The organism is Actinosynnema pretiosum, from assembly GCF_024171695.1.
In the GTDB taxonomy this organism is placed as follows: Bacteria; Actinomycetota; Actinomycetes; order Mycobacteriales; family Pseudonocardiaceae; genus Actinosynnema; species Actinosynnema pretiosum.
On the sequence record NZ_JAMTCF010000015.1, the window covers coordinates 242,279 to 268,149 of the forward strand.

Consider the following 25,871-nt stretch of genomic DNA (forward strand, 5'->3'; position numbering starts at 1 on the left):
CGCGCGGGGAACCGACCACGATTCCCCGCGCGCCCACCCGAACCCGCTCAGCCCGAACCCGCTCAGGCCGCGCCCGCTCAGCCGGCACGCCAGCGCTCAGGCCGCGCCCGTCGCGCCCAGCCGACCGTCCAACTCGGCCACCCCGGCGCCCGCCAGGTCGGCCAGGTGCGCCCGCCGCCCCGCCATCACCATGACCAGGGACAGCAGCGGCCCCCGCACCTCGGGGCCGTCCCCGCTGCGGAAGTCCGCGTCGGACGCCCGCAACCCCAGCCCCCGCACCAGGGTCCTGCTGTTCACCGCGAAGTCCTTGGCGGCGAAGAAGCGCGCGACCGCGAGCAGCCCCTCGGCGTCGGGGGAGCGCCGCAGCCCCAGCGGTCTGCGGATGTCCTCGGCGTGCACCAGCAGCTCGCCCAGCCCGGCGGGGGAGGAGCGCGTCGGCAGCGAGATCGGCCCGACCGCCCGGAACCGCTCCAGCGTCTCCTGCGGGTCCGCGCCCCGGAACTCGCTGAGCCTGCGCCGGTTGTGCAGGTCCGCGTCGAACCGGGCGCCGACCATGCTGCGCACCCAGCGCCCCATGCTCGTGGTGGCCGCCGCGCCCAGGTGCGCCACGACCTCCTCCACGTCCCACCCGTGGCACAGCGTGGCCGCGCGCCACCGCTCGGGCGCGAGCGCGTCCAGGTCTTCGACGAGAGCGGCCAGTTCACGCCGCTGGATTCCGGGCAGATCGGTCATGGCGCGACGCTAGCGCTCCCCCCTGACACTTCCGGCGATCCCGCCGCCCGCTCGTCCACCCCGCCGTGCAGGAGCGCGCGGGCCTGCTCGGCGGCGGTGGCCAGGCTCTCGGCGACGAAGTCCACGTACCGCGCCATGTTCTCCAGCCGCACGGCCGCCGGGGCGCCGGGGCTGAGCACGGCCGCCCCCGAGCGGAACGCGACCGCCATGTCCGCGCTGGAGCGGGCGCTGGAGATCATCGACTGGTACCAGACGTCCGGGTCCACGACGTACCGCTCGCGGCGGCCCTCGTCGCGCTCCCGCCGGATCAACCCCTGCCCCTCCAGGAACGCCACCGACTTCGACACCGACGCCGGGCTCACCCGCAGCCGCCGCACCAGGTCCGCTGCGGTGACCGAGCCGGTGTCGGTGGTGTACAGGCAGGCCAGCACGCCCGCCGTCATCCTCGGCAGCCCCTGCCGCACGAACAGCGCCGCCAACGACTCCTCGAACTCGTCGACGGCCCGCGCGTCCTGCCCGTGCGCCTGCGGCCCGCGCGGGGCGGCCTGCCTGCGCCGGTGGGCCCGCTGCTCGGTGGCGCGGTGCGCGAGGTCGGCCCGGTAGGCGACGGGGCCACCGTTGCGCATCACCTCGCGGGTGATCGTGGAGGTGGGCCGGTCCAGCCGTCGGGCGATCTCCGCGTACGGGAGGTCGTCGGCCAGCCCCAGCGCGATCTGCTGGCGTTCCTGCGTGGTGAGCCTGCCTCCGGGCACCCGGTTCTCCTCTGCGCTCTCGTCGAACGCCCGAAGCTTAGCTTTCATTCTCACCTCATTGCAACGCAAGCTCACCCCTGTTGCGTTGATCTTCAAACCCATTGCAATGAAACCATGCCTTTGAACTGCTGAAACTCCCGATCAACGCAACAAGCTGATTGCTCGATCAGTGAACGCAACGTAGCGTTTGCGATGTCAGAAACAACGGGCCCAGGACTTGGGCGACACAAGGAGAACCCGCCGTGGACCTCACCGAGAACTACCGCACCGCCGAACTCCTCCTCCGCCGCCCGGCCCGCCCCGGCGAGCTCGTCGTCGGCGACAAGGTCCGTCCGCAGTGGATCGACGGCGGCGCCCGCTTCTGGTACTCGATCGACACCCCGGACGGCAAGCGCCACACCCTGGCCGACCCGGCGGCGCGCACCCGCACCGACCTGACCGAGCAGGCCCTCGCCGACCTCCTGGCCACCCAGCAACCCCCACCGCCGATCGCGCCCCTCGAAGTGCCGTCCCCGGACGGCGGGCACGCGATCTCCAGACGTGGCGACGACCTCTGGGTCCGCGCCCTGCCCGGCGGCGCCGAGCGCCCGCTCACCACCGACGGCGCCCCGGACCACGCCTACGGCGCCAGCCCCCAGGCGCTGGGCAACGCCACCCTGCTCCGCAAGATCGGCCTGCCCCACCTGCCGCCCGCCGCGTCCTGGTCCCCGGACTCCACCAGGGTCCTCACCCACCGCACCGACGAGCGCCTGGTGCGCCAGGCGCACCTGGTCGAGTCCGCCCCGCCGGACGGCGCGCCCCCGCGCACCCACCCCCAGCACTACCCGCACGCCGGTGACGAGCACCTGCCGCTGTGCGAGCTGGTGGTCCTGAACGTCGGGACGGGCGAGGTGGTCCGCTCCCAGGGCGAACCGCTCACGACGGCCATGCTCTCCCCGGTCGCCGCCGGGTGGGCGTGGTGGTCCGAGGACGGCGCGGCGGTCTACTACCTGAGCCAGCCGCGCGACCGCAGAACCCTGTCCCTGCACCGGATGGACCCGTCCACCGGCGAGGTCACCACGGTGCTCAGCGAGTCCGGACCCACCCGCGTCGAGCCGAACCAGTGGGCGTACGAGCCGCCGATCGTGCGGGTGCTGGCGGACGAGGTCCTGTGGTACTCGCAGCGCGACGGCTGGGGCCACCTCTACCGCTACGACCTGCGCACCGGAGAGCTGATCGGGCGGGTGACGTCGGGGGAGTGGGCCGTGCGGCGGATCCTGCGCGTGGCCGACGGCGTCGTGCACTTCACCGCCTCCGGGCCTGGTCCCGGAGGACCCGTACCGGCGCACCACGTGCCGCGTCCGCCTGGACGGCACCGGTTTCACCCCGCTGACCCACGACGCCCTCGACCACGCCGTCATCCCGGCGGCGGACTTCCACCTGGACTCCATGTCCACAGTGGACATCCCGCCGGTGACCGTGGTCCGCGACTGGTCGGGCGAGGTCCTGCTGGAACTGGAGAGCGCTTCCACCGAAGCGCTGACCGCCACCGGCTGGACCCCGCCCCAGCGCTTCCGCGTCAAGGCCGCGGACGGCGTCACCGACCTCTACGGCGTCCTCCACCTCCCGCACGACTTCGACCCGTCCCGCAGCTACCCGGTGGTGGACACGATCTACCCCGGCCCGCAGGTCACCAGGGTCGACCCGTGCTTCGACCCCGGAGGCATGGGCCTTGACGCGGACCCGCTGGCGGCACTGGGCTTCGCCGTGATCGCCCTGGACGGCCGGGGCACGCCGGGACAAGGCGTTCCACGACGCCTCCTACGGCCGCCTCGCGGACGGCGGCAACCTGGCCGACCACGTCGCGGCCCTGCGCCAGCTCGCCGAGACCCGACCCTGGCTCGACCTGACCCGCGTGGCCGCCTTCGGCCACTCCGGCGGCGGCTACGCCTCGGTCCGCGCCCTGCTCGACCACCCCGACCTCTACCGGGTCGGCGTGTCCCTGTCCGGCTACCACGACGCGACCACCTTCAGCGCCGACTTCATCGAGGCCTACGACGGCGCGGACGCCCCCGAGGCCTGGGCCCGAACCTCCAACGTCGCACTGGCGGACCGCTTGCGGGGGCAAGCTCCTCCTGGTCCACGGCGAGCTGGACGACCGGGTCCACCCCACCCACGCCCTGCGCCTGGCGGACGCCCTGGTGGCCGCGAACAAGCACTTCGACCTGCTGATCGTGCCGGGCGCGGAGCACGCCTTCATCGACCACCTGTCCTACGTCCGAACCCGCTGCTGGGACTTCCTGGTGCGCGAGCTGGGCCTGGGCGAACCCCCGTCGTACCGCCCGGCCCCGATCGAGATCGGCCCGGAACTGCTGGGCGAGCTGTTCGCCTGACCGGGTGGGCCCGCGCGGGCGGACCGGTGGGTCAGCCGGTGATGCCCGCGCGGGCCGCGAGCGCCCTGAGCCCCGGCAGGTCGTCACCGGAGCGCTGCCGCAGCAGCCCCTCGGTGACCGCCCGGACCGACTTGCGGTAGCGCACCTCGGCGGGCGCGAGGAGTCCGGCCGCGCGCAGGGCCCGGTAGCTGTCGGCGTGCCTGCCCCAGCCGTGCAGGGCCTGGGCGAGGTCGGTCCAGCAGGGGGCGCGGTGCTCGACCGGGGTGACGCGGTCGGGGGCCAGCCCGCGCGCCAGGGCCACGGCGGTGCCGCAGTCGCCCAGGGCGCACCGGACGCTGATCTCGTGGAGCCGCACGTCGACGGGGTCCGGCGCGACGGCCGCAGCCTCGGCGATCAGTGGTCCTCGACCTCGGCGGCCTCCCGGCGCGCCTGCTCGGCGCAGCGCCTCCAGCCCGACCGGCCGGGTGGCGGCCGGGAACGGGTCGAGCACGCTCGCGCGCAACACCCCGACCGGGTCCACGACGGCTCCCGCCGCCTGGGGGCGCCGAGCGCGCCCGCGCCCGCCAACCCCACGAGACCGGTCAGCACGGTGCGTCGACGCATGGGCCCGTCTTCCTCCGGCGCGGCCAAGACCCGGCCGACCCCAGCGGGGCTCGGCGGGGTGCGCACCGCGCGCACGATCGAACCCGCGTCGCCGCTCTCGACGGCGGTTCGCACCTGGTCGGTCAGCCAGTCCGGCATCGCCCGCGCTCTCCTCGCTCAGACCCGCGATCCGACCCCAGCTCCGGTCTTCCGGGTGCGGACTGCCGTTGTGCGTGTTGCGCAAAACCGTGCCGCAGCGTGCAAGAACCCTGGTCGTTCCACCGCCCCGGCCGGTGTGCTGGGGTCCTCGCGGCCACCTCACCGACCCGCGCCGCGACGGGAGGCCAGGATGAAGACCGACGACAACGCGCCCACCACCCCTGGGCGCGAGCGCCCTGCCGCCGAGCTGGAGCGGCTCGGGCTGCTGCACGCCGACCGGGGCGTTGCGATCAGCCGGTTCGCGCTGTTCGTGCCCTGCGACGAGCTGGGAGTGGCCAGGCCGGTGGTGCTGCACGCCGGGCCGTTCGCCGTGCTGCGCGGGGGCGCCATCGCCTACGGCCACCCGGCCCGTGTGCGCGGGAGCCTCCGGTGAGCCCCACCGGTGTCGCCGCCCGGCGCGTCCCGCTGCCGCCACCACCGGTCACCGGCGTGCGCGCGGGCGAGGCGGTCGCGCGCCGGCTCCGCCCCCTGCCCGGCGTGCCCGCGCTCGACCGGGACTGGCCGGGCGCCCCTGGCCGGGAGCTGGACCGGGCGCTGCCCGCCCACCCGCTGCCCCCGGACCTGACCGGCCCCCGCGAGCGGGGCAGGCGTCACCCCACCCGCCGCCCCTGCTCGCACAGCGCCACCACCCCCTCGGCCACCGCCTCCAGCGCCGCGCGCAACCGGGCGGCCATCATCGGTCGCACCAGCGGCTCGGCCTCGTCGAGCGGGCACAACCTGGCCGCGACGATCTCCCCGTCCCCGAACACCAGCCCCGCCACCTGCTCCGGCGTGATCAGCCCACCGTCGAAGAGCATCGCCACCCCCTCCGGCCGCACCACCCCCTCGTGCCGGTGCTCGGCCACGTGGTCCACCACCAGCAACCGCCCGTGCGGCCGGGACAGCCCCACTTCCTCCCGCAGCTCCCGCGCCGCCGCCGCCGCCCACGGCGACTCACCCTCCTCCACGACCCCGCCGGGGACCTCCCAGTTCGCCTTGTAGCTGGTCTGGAGCAGCAGCACGCGCCCCGCCCCGTCGCGCAGCACCACCCCGGCGGCGATCCGCTTGCGGGGGAGCTCCCGCAAGTACTGCTCGACGGGGCGCGGGGGGCGGGGCTGGGCCGCAGGTGAGTCCACTCGCCGCAGGCTAGCGCCGACTCCCGCGCCTCGCGGACGAAAACCCCGAAGCGCCACCACGCGCCAATGATCCGCAAAAACACGAAAATCATTCCGCCAACACGTGAACCGTTCGGCTGATACCCGGCGTCGAACGCGATTGCTACGTTCCCCCGACGAGTCCGAAGCCTGGGGGTTTTCGTGACAGCCACCGCCGACGCGCCTTTCACCGTCCCCACCCCGCACCCGCGCGGCGGATTGCGGGAAGCGGTGATCCGCTACCGCACCGGAGTCGACGGACGCGAACCCCCGGACGCCACCGCCACCCTGTCCTTCCACTTTCCCGCGCGCGCCGGAACCGGATTCCCGCCACCCGCGCACGTGGTCTGCGAACCACCGCTGGCGCGCTTCACCGCCGACCCCGACCCCGCCTGCCGCGACTGCGCGCGGATCGACGCCCTGGTGCACCCCTGGGCCGTCGCCGCGCTGACCGGCCACGCCGATCCCGCCGCCGTCCTCGGCTCGCGCGGCGCCCGCCTGCACGCCACCGCCCTGGCCGAACCGCTGCGCAGGGCGGCCACCGCACCGGACCGGCCCACCCGCCTGCACGCCCTGGACGCGGCACTGCTGCGCCTCTGGGAGCGCGCGACCCCGGTCCCCACCCCGGTCAGGCAGACCTGGCACGCCCTCAGCCAGGTCCACGGCGCCGCGCTGATCTCGCAGGTCGCCGCCTCGTCCGGCTGGAGCCACCGCCAGCTCTCGCGCCGCTTCACCGCCGAGCTCGGCGTCCCCCTCAAGACCGCCGCCAGGGTCCTGCGCCTGCACCGGGCGCTGCGCCTGCTCTCCGACGGCCTGCCGGGCTCGCGCGTCGCGGCCGAGTGCGACTTCTACGACCAGGCCCACTTCACCCGCGAGTGCCGCCTGCTCACCGGATCGACCCCCGAAGCGGTGCGGCGCCGCGCGGCGGGAATGGCGATTTCGTCCAATACGGCGGCCGGGCCGGGCGGTGAGGATGGTTCCGGCGGCCGGTTCTCCCGGTCGCCGCGCGGTTCATCCACGAAGTGCCCGGAGGACAGCATGGAGAACGCGGTCGAGGTGTACGAGGCCCCCTGCCTGGTCGAGATCGGCGACTTCGCCGAACTGACCCAGCTCACCAACCGGGGCTACTGGCTGGACGGTCCCTGGGGCGCCTGGTGGTTCTGATCCCCCGACCGGGGAAGGACCGCTGAGGAATCGACGCTGAGGAATCGACGCTGAGGAATCGACGACGCGCCCGCGACCGGCGCCGCGCAGGACCGGTCGCGGGCGCGTTCCCCTGCTGACGGGCGGAGATCCACGATGACCTTCCTGGTGCTCCCGGACCGCGCGCTCCCACCGACACCGGCCGACGGGGTGGGCCCGAAGGAGATCAGGCACCACTCGGGCAGGCCGTGGCTCGTCGGCGACTGGCACGACGACGACATCACCGTTGCCGAGCACGGCCCGAACCGCCTCGTGCTCCTGGGGCCGGCGCTCACCACCCCCGGCGAGCTGACGCGCCGGTTGGGCGCGGTGCGCTCCACCGCCGACCTCGACCCGCTGCTCCGCGCGATCGCGGGCAGCTTCCACGCCCTCGCCTCGATCGACGGCCGGGTGCGCGCCCAGGGCACGCTGTCCACCGCCCGCCAGGTCTGCCACGCCGTCGTCCACGGCGCGACCCTCGTCTCCGACCGGCCGGACCTGCTCGCCGACCTGATCGGCGCCCAGGTCGACGAGGAGCAGCTCGCGCTGGAGCTGCTCGCGCCGTTCGGCCCGCCGTGGCCGCTGGGCGAGCGCACCGCGTGGCGCGGCGTGCGCGTCCCGAGGACGGGGGAGTGCCTGGAGGTCGACCGGGACGGCTCCTGCCGCACCCGCCGGTGGTGGACCCCGCCCGACCCGGTCCTGCCGCTCGGCGACGGCGGCGCGGTCCGCGACGCGCTGCTCGACGCCGTCGCCGCCCGTACCCGGCAGGGCGGCACGGTCAGCGCCGACCTGTCCGGCGGCCTCGACTCGACCACCCTGTGCTTCCTGGCCGCGCGCGGACCGGCCGACCTGGTCACCGTCCACTACGAGGCGCTGGGCCGCTTCTCCGACGACCGCGAGCAGGCCGCCCGCGCCGCGACCGCGCTGGGGCAGGCGCACCACGTCGTCGTCCCGGCGGGCCGGGCGCCGGACTGGTTCGCGCCGCTGGAGCGGGTCCGCCACGACCGCCAGGGACCCCTGGTGTTCGCCAGGGGCCGGGCCACCAACGAGCACCTGGCCGGTGCGGTCGCCGCGCTCGGGTCCCGCAGGCACCTGCAGGGCATCGGCGGCGACGAGCTGTTCCACGCGGGCACGATGGCGCTGCACGCCCTGGCGCGGCAGCGGCCCGCGGCGGCCGTGCGGCACGCCCGCGCCATGCGCGCCCACCGCCGCTGGTCGCTGGCAGCCACGGCGGGCGTGCTCGCGTTCCACCGCTCCTACCCGCGCTGGCTGGCCGACCAGGCCGACCGCCTCGGCCGCCCGCCGACCGCGTTCGGCGCGCCCGCGTGGGAGGTCGAGCCGCTGCTGCCGCCGTGGGCAGGCCGGGACGCCGCCGCGACCGTCCGGCGCGCCCTGCGCGACGCCGCGGCGTCGGACCTCGAACCGCTCTCGCCGATCCCCGCGCAGCACGAGATGATCCGGATCACCGCCGTCAACGGCAGGGCGGTGCGCCGCAACTCCGGCATCGCCTCGGCGTCCGGCGTGACCTTCGAGGCGCCCTTCACCGACGACCGGGTGCTGGAGGCGGTGCTGTCGCTGCGGTTCGCCGACCGGATCGACCAGCACCGCTTCAAACCCGTGCTCGGCACGGCGGTGCGCGGCCTCGTCCCGGCCGACGTGCTGCGCCGCGAGACCAAGAACGACGCCAGCGCGGAGCTGTACGCCGGACTGCGCGCGCGCAGGGACGAGCTGCTGGCGCTGTTCGCCGACTCGCGGCTGGCCGCGCGCGGCCTGATCGACCCGGCGCCGCTGCGCCACGTCCTGCGCGGCGCGCACGCCGACGCCCGCCCGCTCATGCCGTTCGACCCGACGCTCGCCTGCGAGCTGTGGCTCCGGGCCCTGGACCCCGCCGCGCTGCCCGCCGAGGAGGCACGATGACCTTCGCCCTGGTCCCGCACGTCACCGTCACCACGACCCCGCACGGCCTCGTCCTGCTCGACGGCCGCACCGGCCGCTACTGGATGGTCAACGGCACCGGCGCGCTCGTGCTGCGCCACCTGCTGGACGGCGGCACCCCCGACACGGCGGCGGCCGACCTCGGCGCCCGCTTCCCCGACGCGGCGGACGCGGTCAGGGCCGACGTGGACGACCTGGTGTCCGCGCTGCGCGACGCGGGGGTGACCGCCGGGTGAGCGGCCTGCGCATGACCCTGGAATCGGCGGACCGCCTGCCGTGGCGGCAGCGCCCCGCCGCGCTCCTGGCGGTCACGGCGGCGAGGGCGTTGACCAGGCTGCCCCCGCACCGCCTGCGCCGCGCGCTGCTGCTCGCCAGCCGGGGCGCCCGCCCCGCGACCACCGCCCAGGCCCTGCGGGCGCGCACGGCGGTGGTGTCGGTGAGCATCGCGTGCGCGGGGCCGAGGTGCTTGCAGCGCTCCATCGCGGCGGCGCTGCTGTGCAGGCTGCGCGGCACGTGGCCGCAGTGGTGCACCGGCGTGGTCACCCAGCCGTTCGCCGCGCACGCCTGGATCGCGGTCGACGGGGAGCCGGTGGGGGAGGACTCGGGGGCGGTGCGGGGGTTCAGCGTGGTGATGTCGGTGCCGTGATGCTGGCACCGTGATCATCCCCGGCTCGCCACGCTCCACCGGCGCGCCGCTCTCGCCGCGCCGCCGACCGCGCCGCGCGTGAGGTGGCCACCCGGTTCCGGTCCCGCGCCGCAGGGCAGGACCAGCGGCACCGGCGCCCAGCGGGCCGACCCGGTCCGGCGGCGCGCCACCGGGTCCGAGGCGCCGTCCACCACCCACCCCGGCGGGGCGGAACCGCCGGGCGCCAGCACGTTTCTGCACCTGGCCGGAACGGCGAACCCGGCGCGGTCGAAAGCAGGCGCCGAGGCGAAGTCGACCCGGTAGAACCGGGTGGTGCCGACGAAGGCGGCGTCGTCGAACCGCGCGCCACCGCCGAAGTCCGTGCCCTGGAACCAGACGTCACCGGCGAACTCCGCCTCGCGGAAGTCGACGTCACCGGTGAAGACCGTCTCGTCGAACCGGGCGTCGCGGTCGAAAGCCGCCCTGCGGAACAGGGTCGTGCCCACGAAGGCCGTCCTATGGAACCAGGCGTCACCCGCGAACGCGGTGTCGTTGAACCGGGCGCCGCTGAAGACCGCCCCGGTGAACCGGACGTCGCCCGCGAAGGTGACCCGGTGGAACCCGGCGTCGCCGGTGAACACGGCCTCGGTGAACCGGGCGTCGCCGCTGAAGGTCGCGCCGGTGAACCGGGCCTCCCCGGTGAAGGCCGTGCCGTGGAACTCGGTGGCGCCGGTGAAGACCGCGTCGTCGAACGAGGCGTCGCGGGTGAAGGCGGTCCGGGAGAACCGGCTCGTCGCGGTGAAGGCGGCGGCGTCGAACCGCGCGCCACCGAGGAAGGCGGCGTCGTCGAACCGGGCGTCGCCGTCGAAGGCGGCCCGGTCGAACCGGGCGCTCCCCACCTCGATGCCGTCGGCCTCGAAGTCGACCAGGCGCGCACCGGTCAGGTCGAGGTCGATCCCCGCCCAGAAGCGCGGGTCGCGGACGCGCCCCCACCGCCCGCGCTCCGGCCGCAGGTGGTCGGTCAACAACCGCTGGGCGGTCTGCCGCACCAGCGACTCCTCCTGCCGCTCGACCTCCTCCGCCGTCCCCCGCGCCCGGACCGCGCCCGGCGGGGTCCACGGCGCCCGGAGCAGCGAGCAGACCAGGCCGACGACGCGCTGGCGCTGCTCGGGGTAGGCCTGTGCCAGGCTCTCCAGCGACCGGAGCGCCCCGGCCCGCACCAGCGGGTCGGAGTCCTTGCCCAGCTGCTTGGCGGCGGACCCGTAGAGGTCGTTGACCCGGCGCTCGCGGGTGTCCGCCTCGGTGTGCAGCTGGGCGCGCTCGCCGAGCCACTGCCGCCGCACCGTCACCGCCAGCACCAGCGCCCCGGCCACCCCGGCGGCCACGCTCAACCCGAGCCGGACCACCTCCAGCGCCACCACCGCCGACCCCTCGGGCACTGCCGCCGCACCGGGCAGCACGCGCAGCAGCACCACGACCGAGGCCCACCCCGCGCCCACCACCAGCGCCACCGCGAGCGCCACCACCCACCACCGGATCGGCCGCACCCGCCGCTCCTCGTCCCGCGCGCTCCACCGGTCGGGACCCCACCGCCGCACCCCGCCGATCACCGCCACCGCACCCACCACCACGAGCGCCGCCACCACCCCGCGCGCCCGAACCCACTCCCACACCGGCCGCCAGTCCACCGCCCCCCGGTGCACGCGGTCGGCCAGCAGCAACGCCAAGACCCCCACCAGCACCCCGACCACCCCGGCCGCCCGCCGCCGAGGCGCCCGGTCCACCGCGCGGGCCCGCCGGTGATCGGCCGCCCGCCGCCGAGCCACCACCCGAACCCGAACCGGCTCCAGCCACCCCGACCCCACCGCCCACGCTGAACCGGATCCCCACCGCGCCACGCCCAACCCCCACCTGCTCCGGTCACACCCCGCCCACGGAATGTCGATCATGCCTGTCCTGCTTGCCCCGTCCCCCGCCCGTGGGCAGCGCCGTCCCGAAAGCACGGTCGGTCACGCCGGAAAGCCCGCGCACCCGTGGACGACGGGTTCGAGCACCCACCACCCCCGCCGCGCGAGCGGATCACCCCGCGCCACCCGGCTCAGCCCGAACCCCCGCCACCGTCGTGAACTTCCGCCGATAAGCGTCCGGCGACAACCCCGTATGCCGCCGCACCTGCGCCCGCAGGTTGCTCGTCGTCCCCAACCCGCTCCCCACCGCCACCGCGTCCAACCGCCGCTCACCCGCCTCCAGCAACCGGCACGCCAGCGCCACCCGCTCCCGCGTCAACCAGGCCAGCGGCGTCGTGCCCAGCTCGTCGCGGAACCTCCGGTGCAACGTCGCCGGGCTCACCGCCGCGCGCGCCGCCAGGTCCCCCACGCCCAGCGGCCGGTCCACCCGCTCCCGCGCCCAGTCCAGCAGCGGCGCCAGCGACACGTCCGGCACGACCGGCACCGGGCGCGGCACGAACTGGCGCTGCCCGCCCTCCCGGTGCGCGGCGAACACCAGCCTGCGGCTGACCGCGTTCGCCACCTCCGCCCCGTGGTCCCGGCGGATCAGGTGCAGCCCCAGGTCCAGCGCCGCCGCGCTCCCGGCCGAGGTCAGCACGTCCCCGTCGTCCACGAACAGCACGTCCGGCCGCAGCAGCACGCGCGGGTGGCGGGCGGTGAACAGGTCGGTCCAGCGCCAGTGGGTGGTGGCGGGGCGGCCGTCGAGCACGCCCGCCGCCGCCAGGGTGAAGGCGCCGGTGCAGAAGCTCACCAGGCGCGCGCCCCGTGCGGCGGCCCGGCGGACCACGGCCAGGACCTCGGGTGACGGCGGCACCTCGGGATCGGGGCGGTTCGGCACGATCAGGGTGTCGGCGCGGTCGGCGGCCTGCGGGCCGGGCACGTCGGTCAGGGCGAACATCCCGGCGTGCATCCTGGTCACCGGCTCGGCGGCGCACAGCGTGAACTCGTACCAGGGCCGCTCCAGCTCCGGGCGGCGCAGGCCGAACAGCTCGGCGGCCACGCCCAGCTCGAACGGGTTCGAGCCCTCGTCCACGAGCACCACCACCCGGTGCACGTCCTGAGAGGATTCTTGCGACATGTGCGATTTCTAGCACTCACCACCCGTCGTCCGCAGCGCGCACGATGACGGGCATGAGCACCGAACCCGTCGACCTCACCACCGCGCTGGCCACCTTCGACGCCCTGTGGAGCCCCCGGATCCTCACGCGCGTCAACGACCACGACGTCCGCGTCGCCAAGGTCCGGGGCGAGCACGTGTGGCACCGCCACGACAACACCGACGAGTTCTTCCTCGTCCTGTCCGGACAGCTGGACATCGCCCTGCGCGACCCGGAGCGCGTCGTGACCCTCCCGCAGGGCGCGGTGCTCGTCGTGCCGCGCGGCGCCGAGCACAAGCCGTTCTCCGAGCAGGGGGCGACGATCCTGCTGTTCGAGCTCACCGGCACCCTCACCGTCGGCGACCGCCACGACCCGCTGCCGGACCACGTCGACGTGACCACCGGGCACGAGCTCTAGCTCACGGCCTGGGCAGCGCCCCCGTCGTGGTCATCGCGACCGCGCCGCGCAGCAGGTCGTGCAGGGTGGTGTCCTCCGGGCTGGTGTGCAGCACGGGCAGGGTCGGGTCGGCCCGGTAGGCGGCCAGGAGGCCTGCGGGCGGGGGGACGTACGCCGACAGCGCGCCCGCCAGCACCAGCACCTGGAGGCAGTACGCCTGCGCGGCCTCGCCCAGCTCCGGGACGTGGCCGCGCACCAGGGCGGTCGCGTCGGCCAGGGTGGCCAGCGAGGCGCGCTTGTGGCGGGCGATGACCTCGGCGGAGACGTTCTGCTCCAGGACGCCGCCCTGCGCGCCGAACAGGTCGCAGAGCACCGGCCGGTCGGCCAGCGAGCGGCTCAGGACCTCGGACAGGCGGGTGGCCCGCTGCTCGGCGGAGCGGCTCGGGTCGACGTCGCCGAGCTCCTCGGTGATCGCGGCCAGCCACTCCCGCAGGAAGCGGTTGAGCAGCTCCAGCAGCACGGCCTCGCGGGTCTCGAAGTAGCGCAGCACGTTGGACTTGGCCAGACCGATGCGGCGGCTGAGCTCGTTGAGGCTCAGCTCGGCGACCGGCATCTCGTCGAGCATCGCCGCCGCCGTGTCCAGGATCGCGCGGCGGCGGATCTCCCGCTGCTCCTCGCTCCTGGCCCGTTGGAACGTCACCGGGGCAGCTTACAACGAACCGGCGGTCTCTTGACATGAGACCGCCGGTCTCTTAATGTTCCGACCGGTAACAGACCGGCGGTGCGTTAAGAGGGGTGCGAGATGAGTGCGAACTGGACCGAGCGGGACGTCCCCGACCAGAGCGACCGGGTCGCGGTGGTGACCGGCGCGAACACCGGGCTGGGCTTCGAGACCGCGCGGGTGCTGGCGGAGCGGGGCGCGACGGTGGTGCTGGCCGTCCGGGACGCGGCGAAGGGGGAGCGGGCCGCCGAGCGGATCGCGGGGAAGGTCCTGGTGCAGGAGCTCGACCTGACGTCGCTGGACTCGGTCCGCGCCGCCGCGACCGCCCTGCGCGCCGCCCACCCCCGGATCGACCTGCTGATCAACAACGCGGGCGTGATGCACACCCCGAGGCGGACCACCCGCGACGGCTTCGAGCTCCAGTTCGGCACCAACCACCTCGGGCACTTCGCGCTCACCGGGCTGCTGCTGGAGAGCCTCCTGCCGGTGCCCGGCTCCAGGGTGGTGACGGTCAGCAGCACCGGGCACCGCATCCAGGCGGCGATCCACTTCGACGACCTGCAGTGGGAGCGCGAGTACAGCCGGGTCGGCGCCTACGGCCAGTCCAAGCTCGCGAACCTGATGTTCACGTACGAGCTCCAGCGACGGCTCGCCGCGCGCGGCGGCACCGTCGCGGTCGCGGCGCACCCCGGCGTGTCCAACACCGAGCTTGCCCGCAACACCCCGGCCGCGATCCGCGTGCCGATCGGCTGGCTCGCGCCGCTGCTCACCCAGCCCGCGCCGATGGGCGCGCTGCCGACCCTGCGCGCGGCCACCGACCCGGCGGTGCTGGGCGCGCAGTACTACGGGCCCGGCGGGCGGGGCGAGGTCAAGGGGCACCCGAGGGTGGTGCTGTCCAGCCCGCAGTCGCACGACCTGGACGTCCAGCGCAGGCTGTGGGACGTCTCCGAGCGGCTGACCGGCGTGGGGTTCCCGGTCTGAGGGGCGGTCGGGACGACCGGCTCGCGCCCGTCCCGACCGCCCGTCCCGACTGCCCTGCCCGACCGCCCCTCCCTACCGGGCGGCTCACGGGCTCCCGGTGACCTGGTCGCCCGCCTTGGTGATCCGGTACGTGGTGCGCTCGCCGCTCCAGAAGTGGAACACCAGGGTGACCGGGCCGTCGGCGACCTCGGCGAAGAACTCCGGCTTCAGGATGATCCGGTTCCCGGCTGGATCGGGCTGGAAGTGCTGCCAGAACTCCTTGTACGGCGTCCAGTTCGCCGGTCCGGCCGGGCTGCCGTCGGCGTAGCGGGCCTCCATCGTGGCGAGCTGGTCGCCCAGGAACCGGGTGGGGACCGCGAACGACGCGGTGGTTCCCGTGGCCGCGGACTGGACCGGCGGGTCGTGGCTGATCACGTCGACCGGCCACGGGACGCCCTGGGAGAAGCGGAGTTCCACGGTCGCGTTGACGCCGTGGGCGCGGTTGCCCGCCAGCCTGGTGAGGGCGGCGGCGGTGAAGGTCAGCGTCGTGCCGGAGAGGGTGTAGTCCGTGCCCGCCTTCAGGGTTCGACCGGCCGCCCGCACGCTGCGCAGCGCGGTGCCGTTGAGGTTGAGGGCGAGCGACTTCGCGGTGATCGGCAGTGCGCGCGGCAGGTGGACGCGGTCGCTCGCGGCGGTGCCGGAGCGGGTGGTCCAGCTCGACCTGATCAGGTCGTGCAGGCCCTGGTCGCGCCAGCGCAGGGCGGTCCGGTCGAGGAACTGGCCCGCGTCCCACAGCATCGTGGTCAGGCCTCGGGTCCTGGCGTGGTGGCCCACGGCCTCCAGGAACTTCAGGAACTCGCCGCGCTCGATCACGCCCGGCCGGTTGTGGTCGTAGTTCAGCAGCGCCCACTCGCCGACGATCACCGGGACGCCCCGGTCGACCAGGCTGCGCCGCACCCGCTCGAAGGTGTCGACCAGGTCCCGCTCCACCTCGGCGTCGAACCGGGTGTACCCGGCGATGTTCACGCTGAACGGCCAGAACCCGTAGAAGTGCACGGTCGCCGCGATGTTGGTGTCCCGCAACAACTCGTAGCCCGCCAGGAACGCGTCGAGACGGCCCTGGTCGGCGTTGGTGTGCAGGGTGGGCAGCACCAGCAGGCGGGTGGCGTTGCCACCTCCGGAACCCCGCACGACGCGGTGGAACTCGGCGTTCAGCTCGTGCAGCGCCCGGTAGTTCTCCTCGTCGCCGGAGGTGCCCGCGAACTGGGGTTCGTTGATGTTCTCGAACACCAGCTTCGAGGAGTGGTCGCGGAAGGCGGCGGCGATCTGCGTCCACAGCGCGGTGTAGCGGGCCAGGACGTTCGCGCGGTCGGTCGGGTAGGTGTTGAGCCACTGCCACGAGTCGTGGTGCAGGTTCACCATCACGTGCAGGCCCTCGGCCAGCGACCAGTCGACCACCTCGCGGACGCGGGCCAGCCACGCCGGGTCGATGGTGAAGTCGGGCGCGGGACCGTGGTGGTTGCTCCAGGTGATCGGCAGGCGGACGCTGCGGTAGCCCTGCTCGCGCACGTGGCGCAGCAGCGCCCTGGTGGTGCGCGGGTTGCCCCACGAGGTCTCGTCGGGGATCGCGTCCAGGGTGTTGCCGAGGTTCCACCCCGGCTGCATGGCCGCGACCACCGACCGCGCGTCGGCGGGCGCCGCGATTTCCGGTGGCGCGACCTCGGGTGGGGCGGGGGAGGCGGTGGCGGAGAGCGGGCCCGCCGCCAGCAGCAGGGCGAGGGCCGGGGCCAGCAGGCGGGTGGACCACCGGGTTGCGCGCGGGTGCGAGTTCACGACGACACCGTCCTTGACCGCTCGGAGCGCAGGAAAGTTTCTTTCACGCAAACGTGGGGAGTTTCGGTGCCGGATGCTACGCAGCGGGTCGGAAAAGCGTCAACGACTGACCTGTCATCGACGATGTGAGCATTATTTTCCCGGCGCGCCGTCGAATATTCTGGTCGAACGCGAGTCGAATGCGGCAGCCCCGTTGACCTGCACTGCGGCCGTGGGTACGGTCCGCACGGCAGAAAGTTTCCCGAGCACTTCCCGAAATTTTCCGCACCGATGAGGCCCGACCGAAGACGGTGAGATGAGCACCCCGATCATCCCTGGTTTCCACCCCGATCCGAGCGTGTGCCGGGTGGGTGAGGACTACTACCTGGCCTGTTCGAGCTTCGAGTACTTCCCCGGCGTCCCGGTCTTCCACAGCCGTGATCTGCTGAGCTGGACGTTGATCGGCAACGCCCTGGACCGGCCCGAGCAGTTGCGGCTCGCGGAGGCCACCCCGTCCGGCGGGCTCTACGCGCCGACGCTGCGGCACCACGACGGCCGGTTCTGGCTGATCGTCACGAACGTCTCCGGCGGCGGGAACCTGCTCTTCCACACCGAGGACCCGGCCGGGCCGTGGTCGGACCCGATCCCGCTGCCGGGTGTGCACGGCATCGACCCGGACCTGGCCTGGGACGAGGACGGCAACTGCTGGTGCACCTGCGCCGGGGTGACCCAGGTGCGCATCGACACCACCACCGGGGAGGCGCTCGGCGACCAGGTCCGGATCTGGTCGGGCACCCCCGGAGCGAAGGCCCCCGAGGCGCCGCACCTCTACGAGATCGGCGATCACTGGTACCTGCTGATCGCCGAAGGCGGCACCGAGCGCGGGCACGCCGTGTCCATCGCCAGGGGCGAGTCGGTGAACGGACCGTTCACCCCCAACCCCGACAACCCCGTCCTCACCCACCGGGGCACCGACGACCCGGTGCAGAACACCGGGCACGGCGACCTGGTGCAGGCCGTGGACGGCAGCTGGTGGCTCGTGTTCCTCGGCGTGCGACCGGGCGGCGGCACGCCGGGGTGGCACGTGCTGGGCCGGGAGACGTTCCTGGCCCCGGTGACCTGGGTCGACGGCTGGCCGGTCGTCGGCGAGCCGGTCGCGGGCCCCGCCGAGCCGTGGGCCGACCTGGTCCTGGACCACTTCGACGCGCCGAGGCTGCACCCGCGCTGGATCTCGCTCCGCGAGCGCTCCCCCGAGCGGTGCACCACCACCGCCCGCCCCGGCTGGCTGACCCTGCGCGCGGGGCCCGAGAAGGCCTCCGTGCCCGAGAACGCCTCCGGGCCCGAGAACGCCTCTGTGCCCGAGAACGCCGCCGGGTCCGAGAACGCCGCCGAGGGCGAGTTCGTCGGCATCCGCCAGCAGCACCGCTCGTGCCGGACCCGCGTCGTCGTCGACGCCACCGAGGGCAGCGGTGGCCTGGTGGTGCGCCTGGACGACCGGCACCACTACGGGATCGAGGTGTCCGGGGGCCGTGCGACCGCCCGAGCGCACGTCGGCCCGTTCCGCTCCGAGCTGGGCAGCGCCGAGGTCGGCCCCGGCGAGGTCGTCCTGGAGATCGGGATCACCGAGACCCGGCGCCTGACCGACGCCCGCACCGGCCCCGACACCGTGGCACTGCGCGTCGTCCACCCCGACGGCGCGGTCACCGAACTCGCCGCGCTGGACGGCCGCTACCTGTCCACCGAGGTCGCGGGCGGCTTCACCGGCCGGGTCGTCGGCGTGCGCGCCACCAGCGGCACCGTCCACTTCGACCGGTTCGAGCACGAACCCGTCGACCCGACCCGATGAGGGGAACCCCGACATGGCAGTGGACCGCAGGGCGTTCTTAGGGCTCCTCGCCGCCACGGGCGGCGCCGCGCTGGTCGGGTGCGAGGCCCCGGCCCCGCGCGGCGGTTCCGCGCTCGGCGGCGACGCGCTCGCGGCGCTGCTGCCCGCGCACCGGCCGGTGGAGTTCGCCAAGCCGGACCTGCCGGGCGTGAACGGCTCGGTGCCCGGATACCTGTCCTACCCGGCCGCCCCGGTGCGGGCCGTGCAGGGGGCGGTGCTCAGCGCCGACGTCACCGCGATGACCCCGTCGTTCTGGCCGCCCGCGCCGGGTCTGGGGCAGAACTCCTACTACGACGCGGTCAACGAGCGCCTCGGCGGCGCGGTGAGGTTCGAGACCGTGTCCGGCGCCGACTACCAGGCCAAGCTCGCCGCCCTGATGGCGGCGCGGCAGGTGCCGGAGCTGACCGTCGTGCCCACCTTCACCATGCCGCCCAGGTTCAGCGAGGGCGTCGGCGAGGTGTTCCGCGACCTGACCGACTTCCTGTCCGGCGAGCGGGTGGCCGACTACCCGATGCTGGCCAACATCCCCACCGACTCGTGGCACGCGTGCGTGCACAACGGGCGCCTGCACGGCGTGCCCTACCCCGGCCAGCTGTTCCCCGAGGTGCTGTTCTACCGGGACGACGTGTTCGAGCAGCTCGGGGTCGAGCCGCCGCGCAGCGCCGAGGAGTTCGCGGCGATGGCCAAGCGGCTCAACGACCCCGCGAACAACCGGTGGGCGCTCGGCGACGTGTTCCGCTCGCTCGTGCGGGCCTTCGGCGGCCGGGGCGACTGGGTGCGCGACGACTCGGGCAAGCTGCTCAACCAGCTCGAAGCGCCCTGGTACGCCGAGGCGGTGCGGTTCACCCGGTCCCTGTACGACGCGGGGTGCGTGCACCCGGACATCGTGGCGGGCAACTGGAACCGCAGCAACGAGCTGTTCGCGTCCAGGCAGATGGTCGTGAACCAGGGCGGCATGGGCGCGTGGGCCGAGCAGGTCGCGCAGCAGCGGCCGGCCGACCCCGGCTTCCGGATGACCGCGCTGCCGCTGTTCGCGCACGACGGCGGCGAGCCGACCTACCCGGTGGCCGCGCCGACGGCGATGGTCGCGTTCGTGCGCAAGGACGTCCCGGACGACCGGGTGCGCGAACTGCTGCGGCTGTGCGACTTCGCCGCCGCGCCGATCGGCACCGAGGAGCACCGGCTGCTGCGGTACGGGGTGGAGGGCGTGCACAGCGCGCGGGACGAGCGGGGCAACCCGGCGCTGACCCCGCTGGGGCAGAAGGAGATCACGCTGACCTACGGCTTCGCGGCGGGCCCGCCGGAGGCGATCACGACCACCGACCACCCGGACCTCGTGCGCGCCCAGCACGCCTGGTACGCGCGGGAGTGGGGCCACCAGACCAAGCCGCTGGCGTTCGGGCTGCGGGTGGAGGAGCCGCCGGAGTTCGCCACCCTGGCCAAGGAGTTCGCGGACCGGACGGCGGACGTCCTGCGCGGGCGGGCCGAGCTGTCCGAAGTGGACGGTCTGGGCGAGCGGTGGCGCAAGGCGGGCGGTGACCGGTTGCGGGAGTTCTACGACAAGGCGCTGCGGGACGCCGGGCGCTGAGCGGGCAGGAGCTGAGCTGGCGGGCGGGTGCGCGCACCGCCGATCCGGCGGGCGCGGGGGAGAAGCACCGAGGAGGAGACCCACGTGAGAGCACTTTTACCGGGGCGGAAACGGAAGAATCGCCGTGCGCTGGCCGCTGCGGCCGTAGCGCTGACCTTCGCCACCACCTCGGGTGCGCCGGTCGTCGCCGCCCCAGGGCCCGACGCCCCGGCGACGGCGTCCGACGTGTCCGCGGCGGCCGTGACCATCCCGGCCCAGTGGCACGACCTGACCGGTGACGGGCGGTCCGACCTGCTCGCCAGGGAGGCGGCCACCGGCACGATCTACCTCTACCCGCACAGCGGGACGTACAACGGCACGAGCACGTTCCCCACGCGTCACGCGGTGCTGTCCGGCACGCAGGCGCTGAACTGGATCGCGGTGTCCGAGGTGACCGGCGACTTCGCCCCGGACCTCATCGGTCGGCGCACCGACGGCACGCTGGTGGTGTACCCAGGAAGCGGTCTGCTGCAGGGGTACGGCACCTTCGGCGAGGTGATCGAGGTCGGTTACGGCTGGGCGCCCATCACCGCGCTCGCGGTGGCCGACGTCACCGACGACGGCGAGCAGGACATCGTCGCCCGGTGGCCGGACGGCACCCTGTACGTCTACGAGCACACCGGGGTGTTCGACGAGGTCAACACCTGGGCGCCGCCGGAGCCGATCGGCTACGGCTGGAACACCGTGGACTGGCTCGGGGTCGCCGAGCTGACCTCGGACGACGCCCGCGCCGACGTCGTCGCGCGCCGGAGCGACGGCTCGCTCCAGCTGTACCGGCACGGCCTCTGGTACGAGGGCACGGCGACCTTCGAACCGCCGGTCCGGGTGGGCCTCGGCTGGCACACGGTGCAGATCATGACGCTGATGACGGTCACCATCGACGACCACACCGACATCGTGACCCGCAACAGCCGGGGCGAGCTGGTGGTCTACCGCAACGCGGGCGCGCACAACGGCGACCTGACGTTCCACAGCCCGACCGTCGTGGGCTACGGGTGGGACACGATGGATCTGATCGCGTGAGCCCCCGGTCGATGCGAACCGGAGCGGCGAAGACGATGGGGGAGCGCGTGCGCGTCCTGGTGTCCTTACTGGTCGTCGGTGTCCTGATCGCCACCTCGACCCCGGCGGCGATCGCCGCGCCACCCGCCGCGCCTGGGACGGGGGAGACCCTGGTCAGCCGGGTCTTCGAGACCACGCTCGACGGGAAACCGCTTTCCGAGTCGGGTGACCAGTTCTACGAGGTGAAGATCGCCGATTTCGGCACCCCACGACCGGGCGAGGTGGGCGCGGAGAAGAAGGCCGACCCGCTGCCGGAGGTGGCCACCGGGTGGGACGCCGCCTTCGAGGCGGAGTGCCGCGACCCGGCCCGTGCGAGCCAGACGGGCAGTGCGAAGGGGTGGACGAAGAACCACTACCGGTGGTGCCGAGCAGTCACGGTCAACTGGGAGCGGTCGACCTGCAACAACGGCAACTGCCGGGTGTACGCGCTGCTCGCGGTGCAGACGATCTGGCTGGGCTACGCGGACGCGCGCAACCGGAAGTTCCACATCTGGGGCAAGACCTTCGACGCCGTCGAGAGGCTGGGCAGCTTCGAGGACGACGCCCGCGTGGGGGCGTTGGCGGGCTGCGTAGCCGTGCGGGGGAAGTCCTCGTGCAGCGCGTACCACCAACCTGCCCAGCTCGCCACCCTGGGGGACGTCAAGGCCAAGCGCAACAACGTCTTCGAGACGGTGCTGACCGACAACAGCATCATCGACCTCAAGCTGACCGGTGACGCGGTCGTCCCGGTGCGGATCCACAGCCGGTTCACCGGTGTCGGTGGCGCCGGGCACGCGGGCGAGACGTTCCAGCTGGACAGCGACCACGTCGAGAGCCGGTGCGACTCGGTGAAGCTGCGCAGCAAGAAGGCGTGCGTCTTCCACAACGTGAGCCCGTACCTGACCTACGACAAGAACGACACCGCCTACCCCCTCGGCGACCTGATCGACCACATCCGCCACGCGCAGAACCAGCTGGGCGCGCCCGGCCGCTGGGACAACGGGGGACCGGACGGCCCACCGCTGACCAGGGTCAGGGACGCCAAGATCCAGCGGGACAACCGGAAGCGCCCCAAGGCCCAGTGCCGCCAGGCCAACCCCGGCGGGTGGAACTGGCGGATCCAGCAATGCGACGAGTACCCGTTCGCCTCGGTGCGGGAGGGCGGGGCGAGCGGTGGTCCGGTGTCCGGCAGGCTGATCTCCGCCACGCACAACCGAGAGGGCGGCACCCAGCTCAACAACTGGTACAACTGGGACCGCGTCCTCCACGACGACACGTTCTGGGTGAACCTGGTCGGCTGAGCGGTGGTCCCCGCCGACCGCGTTCGGCGGGGACCACCGGTAGCCGCTCAGGCTCGCGGCGGGGCCGTGCTGCGGCGGACGGTCAGGGTGGTCGCCAGTTCCACGCCCAGCTGCGGCGGGCGCTCGCCCCGGCCCAGCGCGAGCGCCAGCTCCGCCGCCGCGGCGGCCATCTCCGCCAGGGGCTGGCGCACGGTGGTCAGCGGCGGGTCGACCAGGTCGCCCACGGGCAGGTCGTCGAAGCCCACCACGCTCAGGTCCTCCGGCACGCGCAGCCCGGCCTCGCGGGCGGCCCGGTAGGCGCCGAGGGCCTGCAGGTCGTTGCAGGCGAACAGCGCGGTCGGCGGGTCGGGCAGGGTCAGCAGGGCTCGGGCTGCGGTGAACCCGCCCTCCACGGTCAGCGGGCCGCGCGCGACGAGCGCGGGGTCGGCGGCGATGCCCGCGTCCTCCAGGGCGGAGCGGTGGCCGTCCAGGCGGGCGCGGCAGAACAGCACGTCGTCCCGGTCGGTGAGCACGCCGATCCTGCGGTGGCCGAGCGCGGTCAGGTGCCGGGTGGCCGCGCGACCTCCCGACCAGTTGGTCGCGCCGACGAACGGCACGTCGTCGGGCAGCTCGCCGGTCGGGTCGAACACCACGAACGGGATTCCCCTGGCGCGCAACCGGTCCCGCTCCTCGGCGGAGAGCTGCGCGACGGTGACCACGCAGGAGGGACGGCGGTCCAGCGCGTCGTCGATCCAGTAGCGCACCGAGCTGCCCCTCGGGCCGAACTCGGACAGCACCAGCCCGACCCCGTGCCTGCGCGCGACCCGCTGCACGCCCCGGATGATCTCCACGCCCCACATGTCGGCGGGCTCGTCGAACACCAGGTCCACGACCGCGCCCCGCCCGGTCGCGCTGGACTTGCGGTAGCCGTACTCGTCGATCAGGGCCTCGACGCGGGCCCTGGTGCCCGCCGAGACGCCCGAGCGGCCGTTGAGCACCTTGGAGACGGTGGGCACGGAGACGCCCGCGCTGGCGGCGATGTAGGAGATGGTGACCGGCCTGCTGGAATCGGTCCGCTCCCGGCTGTCCGACAAGCCCCGCTCCTCTCCGCCCGCCCGACCACCGGCGGGCGCCCGCCCCGGCCACTCTACGGTCGCCGGGGCCGTCGGGGACGCGGGCGCGCGTGGGCCGGTCGGCGCGCCTTCGGCCACCCACCGGCCCGCGCCGGGATCAGCGGAACGCCGCGACGTTGCGCGCCGCCCACTCGGCGAACGCGCGCGGCGCCCGCGACAGCACGCGCTCCACGTCCGGGCTCACCCGCAGCTCCGCCTCGTTCGGCGAGCCGAGGATGTCCAGGGTGTCGTCCGCCAGCTCGCCGGGCATCGACCGGGACATGGCCTCCTTCGCCTCGGCCCGGCTCAGCTCGTGGAAGCGCACCGGCTCGCCCAGCGCGTCCGCGACGGCCTCGGCCTGCTGCCGGGGCGTGATCAGCTCGGGGCCGGTCAGCTCCAGCGCCGACCCGTTCCAGGTCTCGTCCAGCAGGCAGGCCGCCGCGACCTCGGCGATGTCCGCCGGGTCGACGACCGGCACGCCGACGTCGCCGAACGGGGCGACCACGAGCCGCTGCGCGCTGACGGACTCGGCCCACCACAGGGCGTTCGACGCGAACCCGCCCGGCCGCAGGACCACCTGGTCGAGGCCGGAGCCGCGCAGGGCGTCCTCCAGCTCGCGCATCGCGATCCGGGTCCTGCCGAACGGCCGGGTCACCACGCCCAGCGTCGAGAGCAGCACCACCTTGCGCACCCCGCTGCGCGCGGCCAGGTCGATCAGGTCGACGGGGTTGGCGCCTGCGGCGTGCAGGTCGCCGGACAGCAGCAGGAACAGCGACTCCGCCCCGTCCAGCAGCGGGGCCATGCTCGACGGGACCGACAGGTCGGCCACCGCGTGCACCGCCCCGTCCGGCGCCTGCGCCTGGTGGCGCGACACCGCCGTCACCCGCCGACCCGCCCCGGTCAGCGCCCGCGTCAGCGGCAGTCCGATGTTCCCGGTCGCACCGGTCACCACGATCATGGAGAACTCCTCGTCACAGCGTTGCTCTTCCGCGAGACGGGACGCTAGGAGCCGGAACTTACTTTTGGTAAGGACGTACCTCGGGGTAAGTTCAGGACGTGGCGGGAGGCTCGCAGTTGGCGCAGGGTGGTTCCGGGGCCCGGTATGACGTGTTTCACACCGACTGCCCGGCGCGCGACGTGGTCGACCACGTCACCAGCCGGTGGGGGATCTGGGTGCTGATCTCCTTGCGGAGCAACGACCTCAGGTTCTTCGAGCTGCGCGACAGCGTCCGGGGGATCAGCGAGAAGATGCTCTCGCAGACCCTGCGCGTGCTGGTCGAGGACGACCTGGTGTGGCGGCGCGTCGAGCCCACCACCCCGCCGCAGGTGACCTACGGGCTGACCGCGTTCGGCCGCGAGGTCGGGCAGCCGCTGACGGACCTGTTCGACCTGATCACGCGGCGCCTCCCGCCGCGCGAGGACGCCCGGACGTAGGGTGGGCCGGTGGTGAACGACGGACGCGCCCTGACCGCCCGCGGCGCGCAGCGGCGCACCGAGCTGCTCGACGCCGCCATCGCGGTGGTCGCCGCAGGCGGTTCGGGCGTGCTGACGCACCGCGCCGTCGCCGCGACCGCCCACGCCTCGCTCGCGTCGGTGACCTACCACTTCTCCTCGATCGAGGACCTGCGCCGGTCGATGTTCGAGCGGGCGCTCCAGGTGGTGGACGACCGGCTCACCGCCACGGCGGCCACCGGACCGCCGGAGGAGCTGCCGAGACTGGCGGCGGACTACGTGCTGGCGCTGGTGACCGAGCACCGGGACGCGGCGGCGGCCGTGCAGGAGATGATCGTCGCGGCGGCCCACGACCCGGCGCTGCGGCCCACGTTCCACGCCTACCACGAGCACCTGGCCGAGCACCTGGCGCCGTGCGTGGGCGGGCGCACCGCCGGGCTCGCGGTGGCGGCGACCTTGCAGGGCCTCGTGCTCACCGCGCTCGCGCACCCGGACCTGGAGCCGGAGACCTTCCACGCCGCCGTGCTCGACCTGATCGACCGCCTGCGCGTCGACCCGTAGCAGCGGCCCTGGAGCAGCCGACCCGTAGCAGCCGGCCCGGAGCGGCGGAGGGCTAGGGCGTGTCCTCAAAGCAGTTGTAGCTGATCTGCTTTGATTTCGGGTCGTGATCCGCAGGCACGAGTTGACCGATGAGCAGTGGCGGGTGATCGAGCCGTTGCTGCCAGTCTCGGGCGCGAAGGGTCGTCCTCGGGTGGACGACCGTCGGGTGATCAACGGGATGCTGTTCAAGGCCAAGTCCGGGATCGCGTGGCGTGACCTTCCCGAACGGTACGGGCCGTGGAAGACGGTCTACAACCGGTTCTGGCGCTGGTCGCGCGACGGCACCCTCACCGCGCTCGTGGCGAGGGTTCGCGTCATCGCCGAGGCGATCGACGAGTTCGACCGCGAG

Annotated in this window: 26 protein-coding genes and 1 pseudogene; 17 read left to right on the forward strand and 10 right to left on the reverse strand. The window is 74.1% G+C overall.

Annotated elements, in window-relative coordinates; all coding sequences use genetic code 11:
* Positions 1-96: 96 nt before the first annotated feature.
* Positions 97-732, reverse strand: coding sequence for a maleylpyruvate isomerase family mycothiol-dependent enzyme (locus LV78_RS28605; protein WP_253848771.1), 636 nt, complete (start codon positions 730-732; stop codon positions 97-99).
* Positions 729-1,484, reverse strand: a complete 756-nt coding sequence (locus tag LV78_RS28610; protein WP_425546874.1) for a helix-turn-helix domain-containing protein — start codon at positions 1,482-1,484, stop codon at positions 729-731. Before LV78_RS28610 ends, LV78_RS28605 begins: the two co-directional genes overlap by 4 nt.
* Before the next feature lie 242 nt (positions 1,485-1,726).
* Here LV78_RS28610 and LV78_RS28615 point away from each other — a divergent pair, with 242 nt between their 5' ends.
* The 3 genes and pseudogenes from LV78_RS28615 to LV78_RS28625 all read left to right on the forward strand — a co-directional run bounded on the left by LV78_RS28615 (position 1,727) and on the right by LV78_RS28625 (position 3,856).
* On the forward strand, positions 1,727-3,199 hold the full coding sequence (locus LV78_RS28615; RefSeq protein ID WP_253848773.1) for a DPP IV N-terminal domain-containing protein: 1,473 nt from the start codon (positions 1,727-1,729) through the stop codon (positions 3,197-3,199).
* A gap of 113 nt (positions 3,200-3,312) precedes the next feature.
* Positions 3,313-3,519 (forward strand): annotated as a pseudogene (locus LV78_RS28620) (alpha/beta hydrolase family protein); the annotation flags it as partial.
* A 79-nt stretch (positions 3,520-3,598) separates the two neighbouring features.
* On the forward strand, positions 3,599-3,856 hold the full coding sequence (locus LV78_RS28625) for a prolyl oligopeptidase family serine peptidase (RefSeq protein WP_301307526.1): 258 nt from the start codon (positions 3,599-3,601) through the stop codon (positions 3,854-3,856).
* A gap of 31 nt (positions 3,857-3,887) precedes the next feature.
* Here LV78_RS28625 and LV78_RS28630 read toward each other — a convergent pair whose 3' ends face one another.
* Complete coding sequence (locus tag LV78_RS28630; protein WP_253848774.1) at positions 3,888-4,376, reverse strand: hypothetical protein; 489 nt, start codon at positions 4,374-4,376, stop codon at positions 3,888-3,890.
* Positions 4,377-4,787: 411 nt separating this feature from the next.
* Between LV78_RS28630 and LV78_RS28635 the strand changes: the two genes are divergently transcribed.
* The gene (locus LV78_RS28635; protein ID WP_253848775.1) at positions 4,788-5,030 is read left to right on the forward strand and encodes a hypothetical protein; all 243 of its coding nucleotides are present in this window, start codon (positions 4,788-4,790) and stop codon (positions 5,028-5,030) included.
* A gap of 217 nt (positions 5,031-5,247) precedes the next feature.
* On the opposite strand, the gene LV78_RS28640 is transcribed toward LV78_RS28635, so the two are convergent.
* Entirely contained in the window at positions 5,248-5,772 is a 525-nt protein-coding gene (locus LV78_RS28640) for an NUDIX domain-containing protein (protein WP_253848776.1), read from the reverse strand.
* A gap of 180 nt (positions 5,773-5,952) precedes the next feature.
* Here LV78_RS28640 and LV78_RS28645 point away from each other — a divergent pair, with 180 nt between their 5' ends.
* The 4 genes from LV78_RS28645 to LV78_RS28660 all read left to right on the forward strand — a co-directional run bounded on the left by LV78_RS28645 (position 5,953) and on the right by LV78_RS28660 (position 9,553).
* Positions 5,953-6,954: a helix-turn-helix domain-containing protein gene (locus LV78_RS28645; RefSeq protein WP_253848777.1), complete on the forward strand. Its 1,002-nt coding sequence runs from the start codon at positions 5,953-5,955 to the stop codon at positions 6,952-6,954.
* A 135-nt stretch (positions 6,955-7,089) separates the two neighbouring features.
* A complete protein-coding gene (locus LV78_RS28650) occupies positions 7,090-8,889 on the forward strand; it encodes an asparagine synthase-related protein (protein ID WP_253848778.1) in 1,800 nt (599 codons plus the stop codon).
* Complete coding sequence (locus LV78_RS28655; RefSeq protein ID WP_253848779.1) at positions 8,886-9,143, forward strand: lasso peptide biosynthesis PqqD family chaperone; 258 nt, start codon at positions 8,886-8,888, stop codon at positions 9,141-9,143. The genes LV78_RS28650 and LV78_RS28655 overlap by 4 nt, the downstream gene beginning before the upstream one ends.
* The gene (locus tag LV78_RS28660) at positions 9,140-9,553 is read left to right on the forward strand and encodes a lasso peptide biosynthesis B2 protein (RefSeq protein WP_253848780.1); all 414 of its coding nucleotides are present in this window, start codon (positions 9,140-9,142) and stop codon (positions 9,551-9,553) included. Before LV78_RS28655 ends, LV78_RS28660 begins: the two co-directional genes overlap by 4 nt.
* 14 nt (positions 9,554-9,567) lie before the next feature.
* On the opposite strand, the gene LV78_RS28665 is transcribed toward LV78_RS28660, so the two are convergent.
* Together LV78_RS28665 and LV78_RS28670 are read right to left on the reverse strand one after the other, a co-directional pair.
* Complete coding sequence (locus tag LV78_RS28665) at positions 9,568-11,274, reverse strand: pentapeptide repeat-containing protein (protein ID WP_253848781.1); 1,707 nt, start codon at positions 11,272-11,274, stop codon at positions 9,568-9,570.
* A gap of 337 nt (positions 11,275-11,611) precedes the next feature.
* On the reverse strand, positions 11,612-12,616 hold the full coding sequence (locus LV78_RS28670) for a GlxA family transcriptional regulator (RefSeq protein ID WP_253848782.1): 1,005 nt from the start codon (positions 12,614-12,616) through the stop codon (positions 11,612-11,614).
* Between the two features lie 53 nt (positions 12,617-12,669).
* On the opposite strand from LV78_RS28670, the gene LV78_RS28675 reads away from it, so the two are divergent.
* On the forward strand, positions 12,670-13,053 hold the full coding sequence (locus LV78_RS28675) for a cupin domain-containing protein (RefSeq protein WP_253848783.1): 384 nt from the start codon (positions 12,670-12,672) through the stop codon (positions 13,051-13,053).
* Between the two features lies 1 nt (position 13,054).
* Here LV78_RS28675 and LV78_RS28680 read toward each other — a convergent pair whose 3' ends face one another.
* A complete protein-coding gene (locus LV78_RS28680; protein WP_253848784.1) occupies positions 13,055-13,732 on the reverse strand; it encodes a TetR/AcrR family transcriptional regulator in 678 nt (225 codons plus the stop codon).
* Between the two features lie 102 nt (positions 13,733-13,834).
* Between LV78_RS28680 and LV78_RS28685 the strand changes: the two genes are divergently transcribed.
* Complete coding sequence (locus tag LV78_RS28685; RefSeq protein ID WP_253848785.1) at positions 13,835-14,734, forward strand: SDR family NAD(P)-dependent oxidoreductase; 900 nt, start codon at positions 13,835-13,837, stop codon at positions 14,732-14,734.
* 84 nt (positions 14,735-14,818) lie between these two features.
* Here the strand turns inward: LV78_RS28685 and LV78_RS28690 are convergent, their stop codons facing one another.
* Positions 14,819-16,546, reverse strand: a complete 1,728-nt coding sequence (locus LV78_RS28690) for a cellulase family glycosylhydrolase (protein ID WP_253848786.1) — start codon at positions 16,544-16,546, stop codon at positions 14,819-14,821.
* A 295-nt stretch (positions 16,547-16,841) separates the two neighbouring features.
* Here LV78_RS28690 and LV78_RS28695 point away from each other — a divergent pair, with 295 nt between their 5' ends.
* From LV78_RS28695 to LV78_RS28710, 4 genes are all read left to right on the forward strand, one after another.
* Positions 16,842-18,371 carry a glycoside hydrolase family 43 protein gene (locus tag LV78_RS28695; RefSeq protein WP_253848787.1) on the forward strand — a complete coding sequence of 510 codons (1,530 nt, stop codon included), beginning with the start codon at positions 16,842-16,844 and terminating at the stop codon, positions 18,369-18,371.
* 13 nt (positions 18,372-18,384) lie between these two features.
* Positions 18,385-19,998, forward strand: coding sequence for an extracellular solute-binding protein (locus LV78_RS28700; protein WP_253848788.1), 1,614 nt, complete (start codon positions 18,385-18,387; stop codon positions 19,996-19,998).
* Between the two features lie 84 nt (positions 19,999-20,082).
* The gene (locus LV78_RS28705; protein WP_253848789.1) at positions 20,083-21,060 is read left to right on the forward strand and encodes a hypothetical protein; all 978 of its coding nucleotides are present in this window, start codon (positions 20,083-20,085) and stop codon (positions 21,058-21,060) included.
* Positions 21,061-21,071: 11 nt separating this feature from the next.
* Entirely contained in the window at positions 21,072-22,379 is a 1,308-nt protein-coding gene (locus tag LV78_RS28710; RefSeq protein ID WP_253848790.1) for a NucA/NucB deoxyribonuclease domain-containing protein, read from the forward strand.
* Positions 22,380-22,426: 47 nt separating this feature from the next.
* On the opposite strand, the gene LV78_RS28715 is transcribed toward LV78_RS28710, so the two are convergent.
* A complete protein-coding gene (locus LV78_RS28715) occupies positions 22,427-23,452 on the reverse strand; it encodes a LacI family DNA-binding transcriptional regulator (protein ID WP_253848791.1) in 1,026 nt (341 codons plus the stop codon).
* Positions 23,453-23,588: 136 nt separating this feature from the next.
* Complete coding sequence (locus LV78_RS28720; protein WP_253848792.1) at positions 23,589-24,428, reverse strand: SDR family oxidoreductase; 840 nt, start codon at positions 24,426-24,428, stop codon at positions 23,589-23,591.
* A 98-nt stretch (positions 24,429-24,526) separates the two neighbouring features.
* On the opposite strand from LV78_RS28720, the gene LV78_RS28725 reads away from it, so the two are divergent.
* The 3 genes from LV78_RS28725 to LV78_RS28735 all read left to right on the forward strand — a co-directional run.
* Positions 24,527-24,904 carry a winged helix-turn-helix transcriptional regulator gene (locus LV78_RS28725; protein ID WP_253848793.1) on the forward strand — a complete coding sequence of 126 codons (378 nt, stop codon included), beginning with the start codon at positions 24,527-24,529 and terminating at the stop codon, positions 24,902-24,904.
* 9 nt (positions 24,905-24,913) lie between these two features.
* The gene (locus LV78_RS28730; protein WP_253848794.1) at positions 24,914-25,483 is read left to right on the forward strand and encodes a TetR/AcrR family transcriptional regulator; all 570 of its coding nucleotides are present in this window, start codon (positions 24,914-24,916) and stop codon (positions 25,481-25,483) included.
* Positions 25,484-25,589: 106 nt separating this feature from the next.
* Positions 25,590-25,871 (forward strand): transposase (locus LV78_RS28735; protein ID WP_253848807.1); only part of this gene is annotated, 282 nt, incomplete at its 3' end.

Excerpts from the sequence above, each read along its gene's own strand:
- LV78_RS28605 (WP_253848771.1), bottom strand. The coding sequence starts at position 732 with ATGACCGATCTGCCCGGAATCCAGCGGCGTGAACTGGCCGCTCTCGTC.
- LV78_RS28635 (WP_253848775.1), top strand. The coding sequence starts at position 4,788 with ATGAAGACCGACGACAACGCGCCCACCACCCCTGGGCGCGAGCGCCCT.
- LV78_RS28650 (WP_253848778.1), top strand. The coding sequence starts at position 7,090 with ATGACCTTCCTGGTGCTCCCGGACCGCGCGCTCCCACCGACACCGGCC.
- LV78_RS28655 (WP_253848779.1), top strand. The coding sequence starts at position 8,886 with ATGACCTTCGCCCTGGTCCCGCACGTCACCGTCACCACGACCCCGCAC.
- LV78_RS28670 (WP_253848782.1), bottom strand. The coding sequence starts at position 12,616 with ATGTCGCAAGAATCCTCTCAGGACGTGCACCGGGTGGTGGTGCTCGTG.
- LV78_RS28675 (WP_253848783.1), top strand. The coding sequence starts at position 12,670 with ATGAGCACCGAACCCGTCGACCTCACCACCGCGCTGGCCACCTTCGAC.
- LV78_RS28685 (WP_253848785.1), top strand. The coding sequence starts at position 13,835 with ATGAGTGCGAACTGGACCGAGCGGGACGTCCCCGACCAGAGCGACCGG.
- LV78_RS28695 (WP_253848787.1), top strand. The coding sequence starts at position 16,842 with ATGAGCACCCCGATCATCCCTGGTTTCCACCCCGATCCGAGCGTGTGC.
- LV78_RS28700 (WP_253848788.1), top strand. The coding sequence starts at position 18,385 with ATGGCAGTGGACCGCAGGGCGTTCTTAGGGCTCCTCGCCGCCACGGGC.
- LV78_RS28710 (WP_253848790.1), top strand. The coding sequence starts at position 21,072 with ATGCGAACCGGAGCGGCGAAGACGATGGGGGAGCGCGTGCGCGTCCTG.
- LV78_RS28720 (WP_253848792.1), bottom strand. The coding sequence starts at position 24,428 with ATGATCGTGGTGACCGGTGCGACCGGGAACATCGGACTGCCGCTGACG.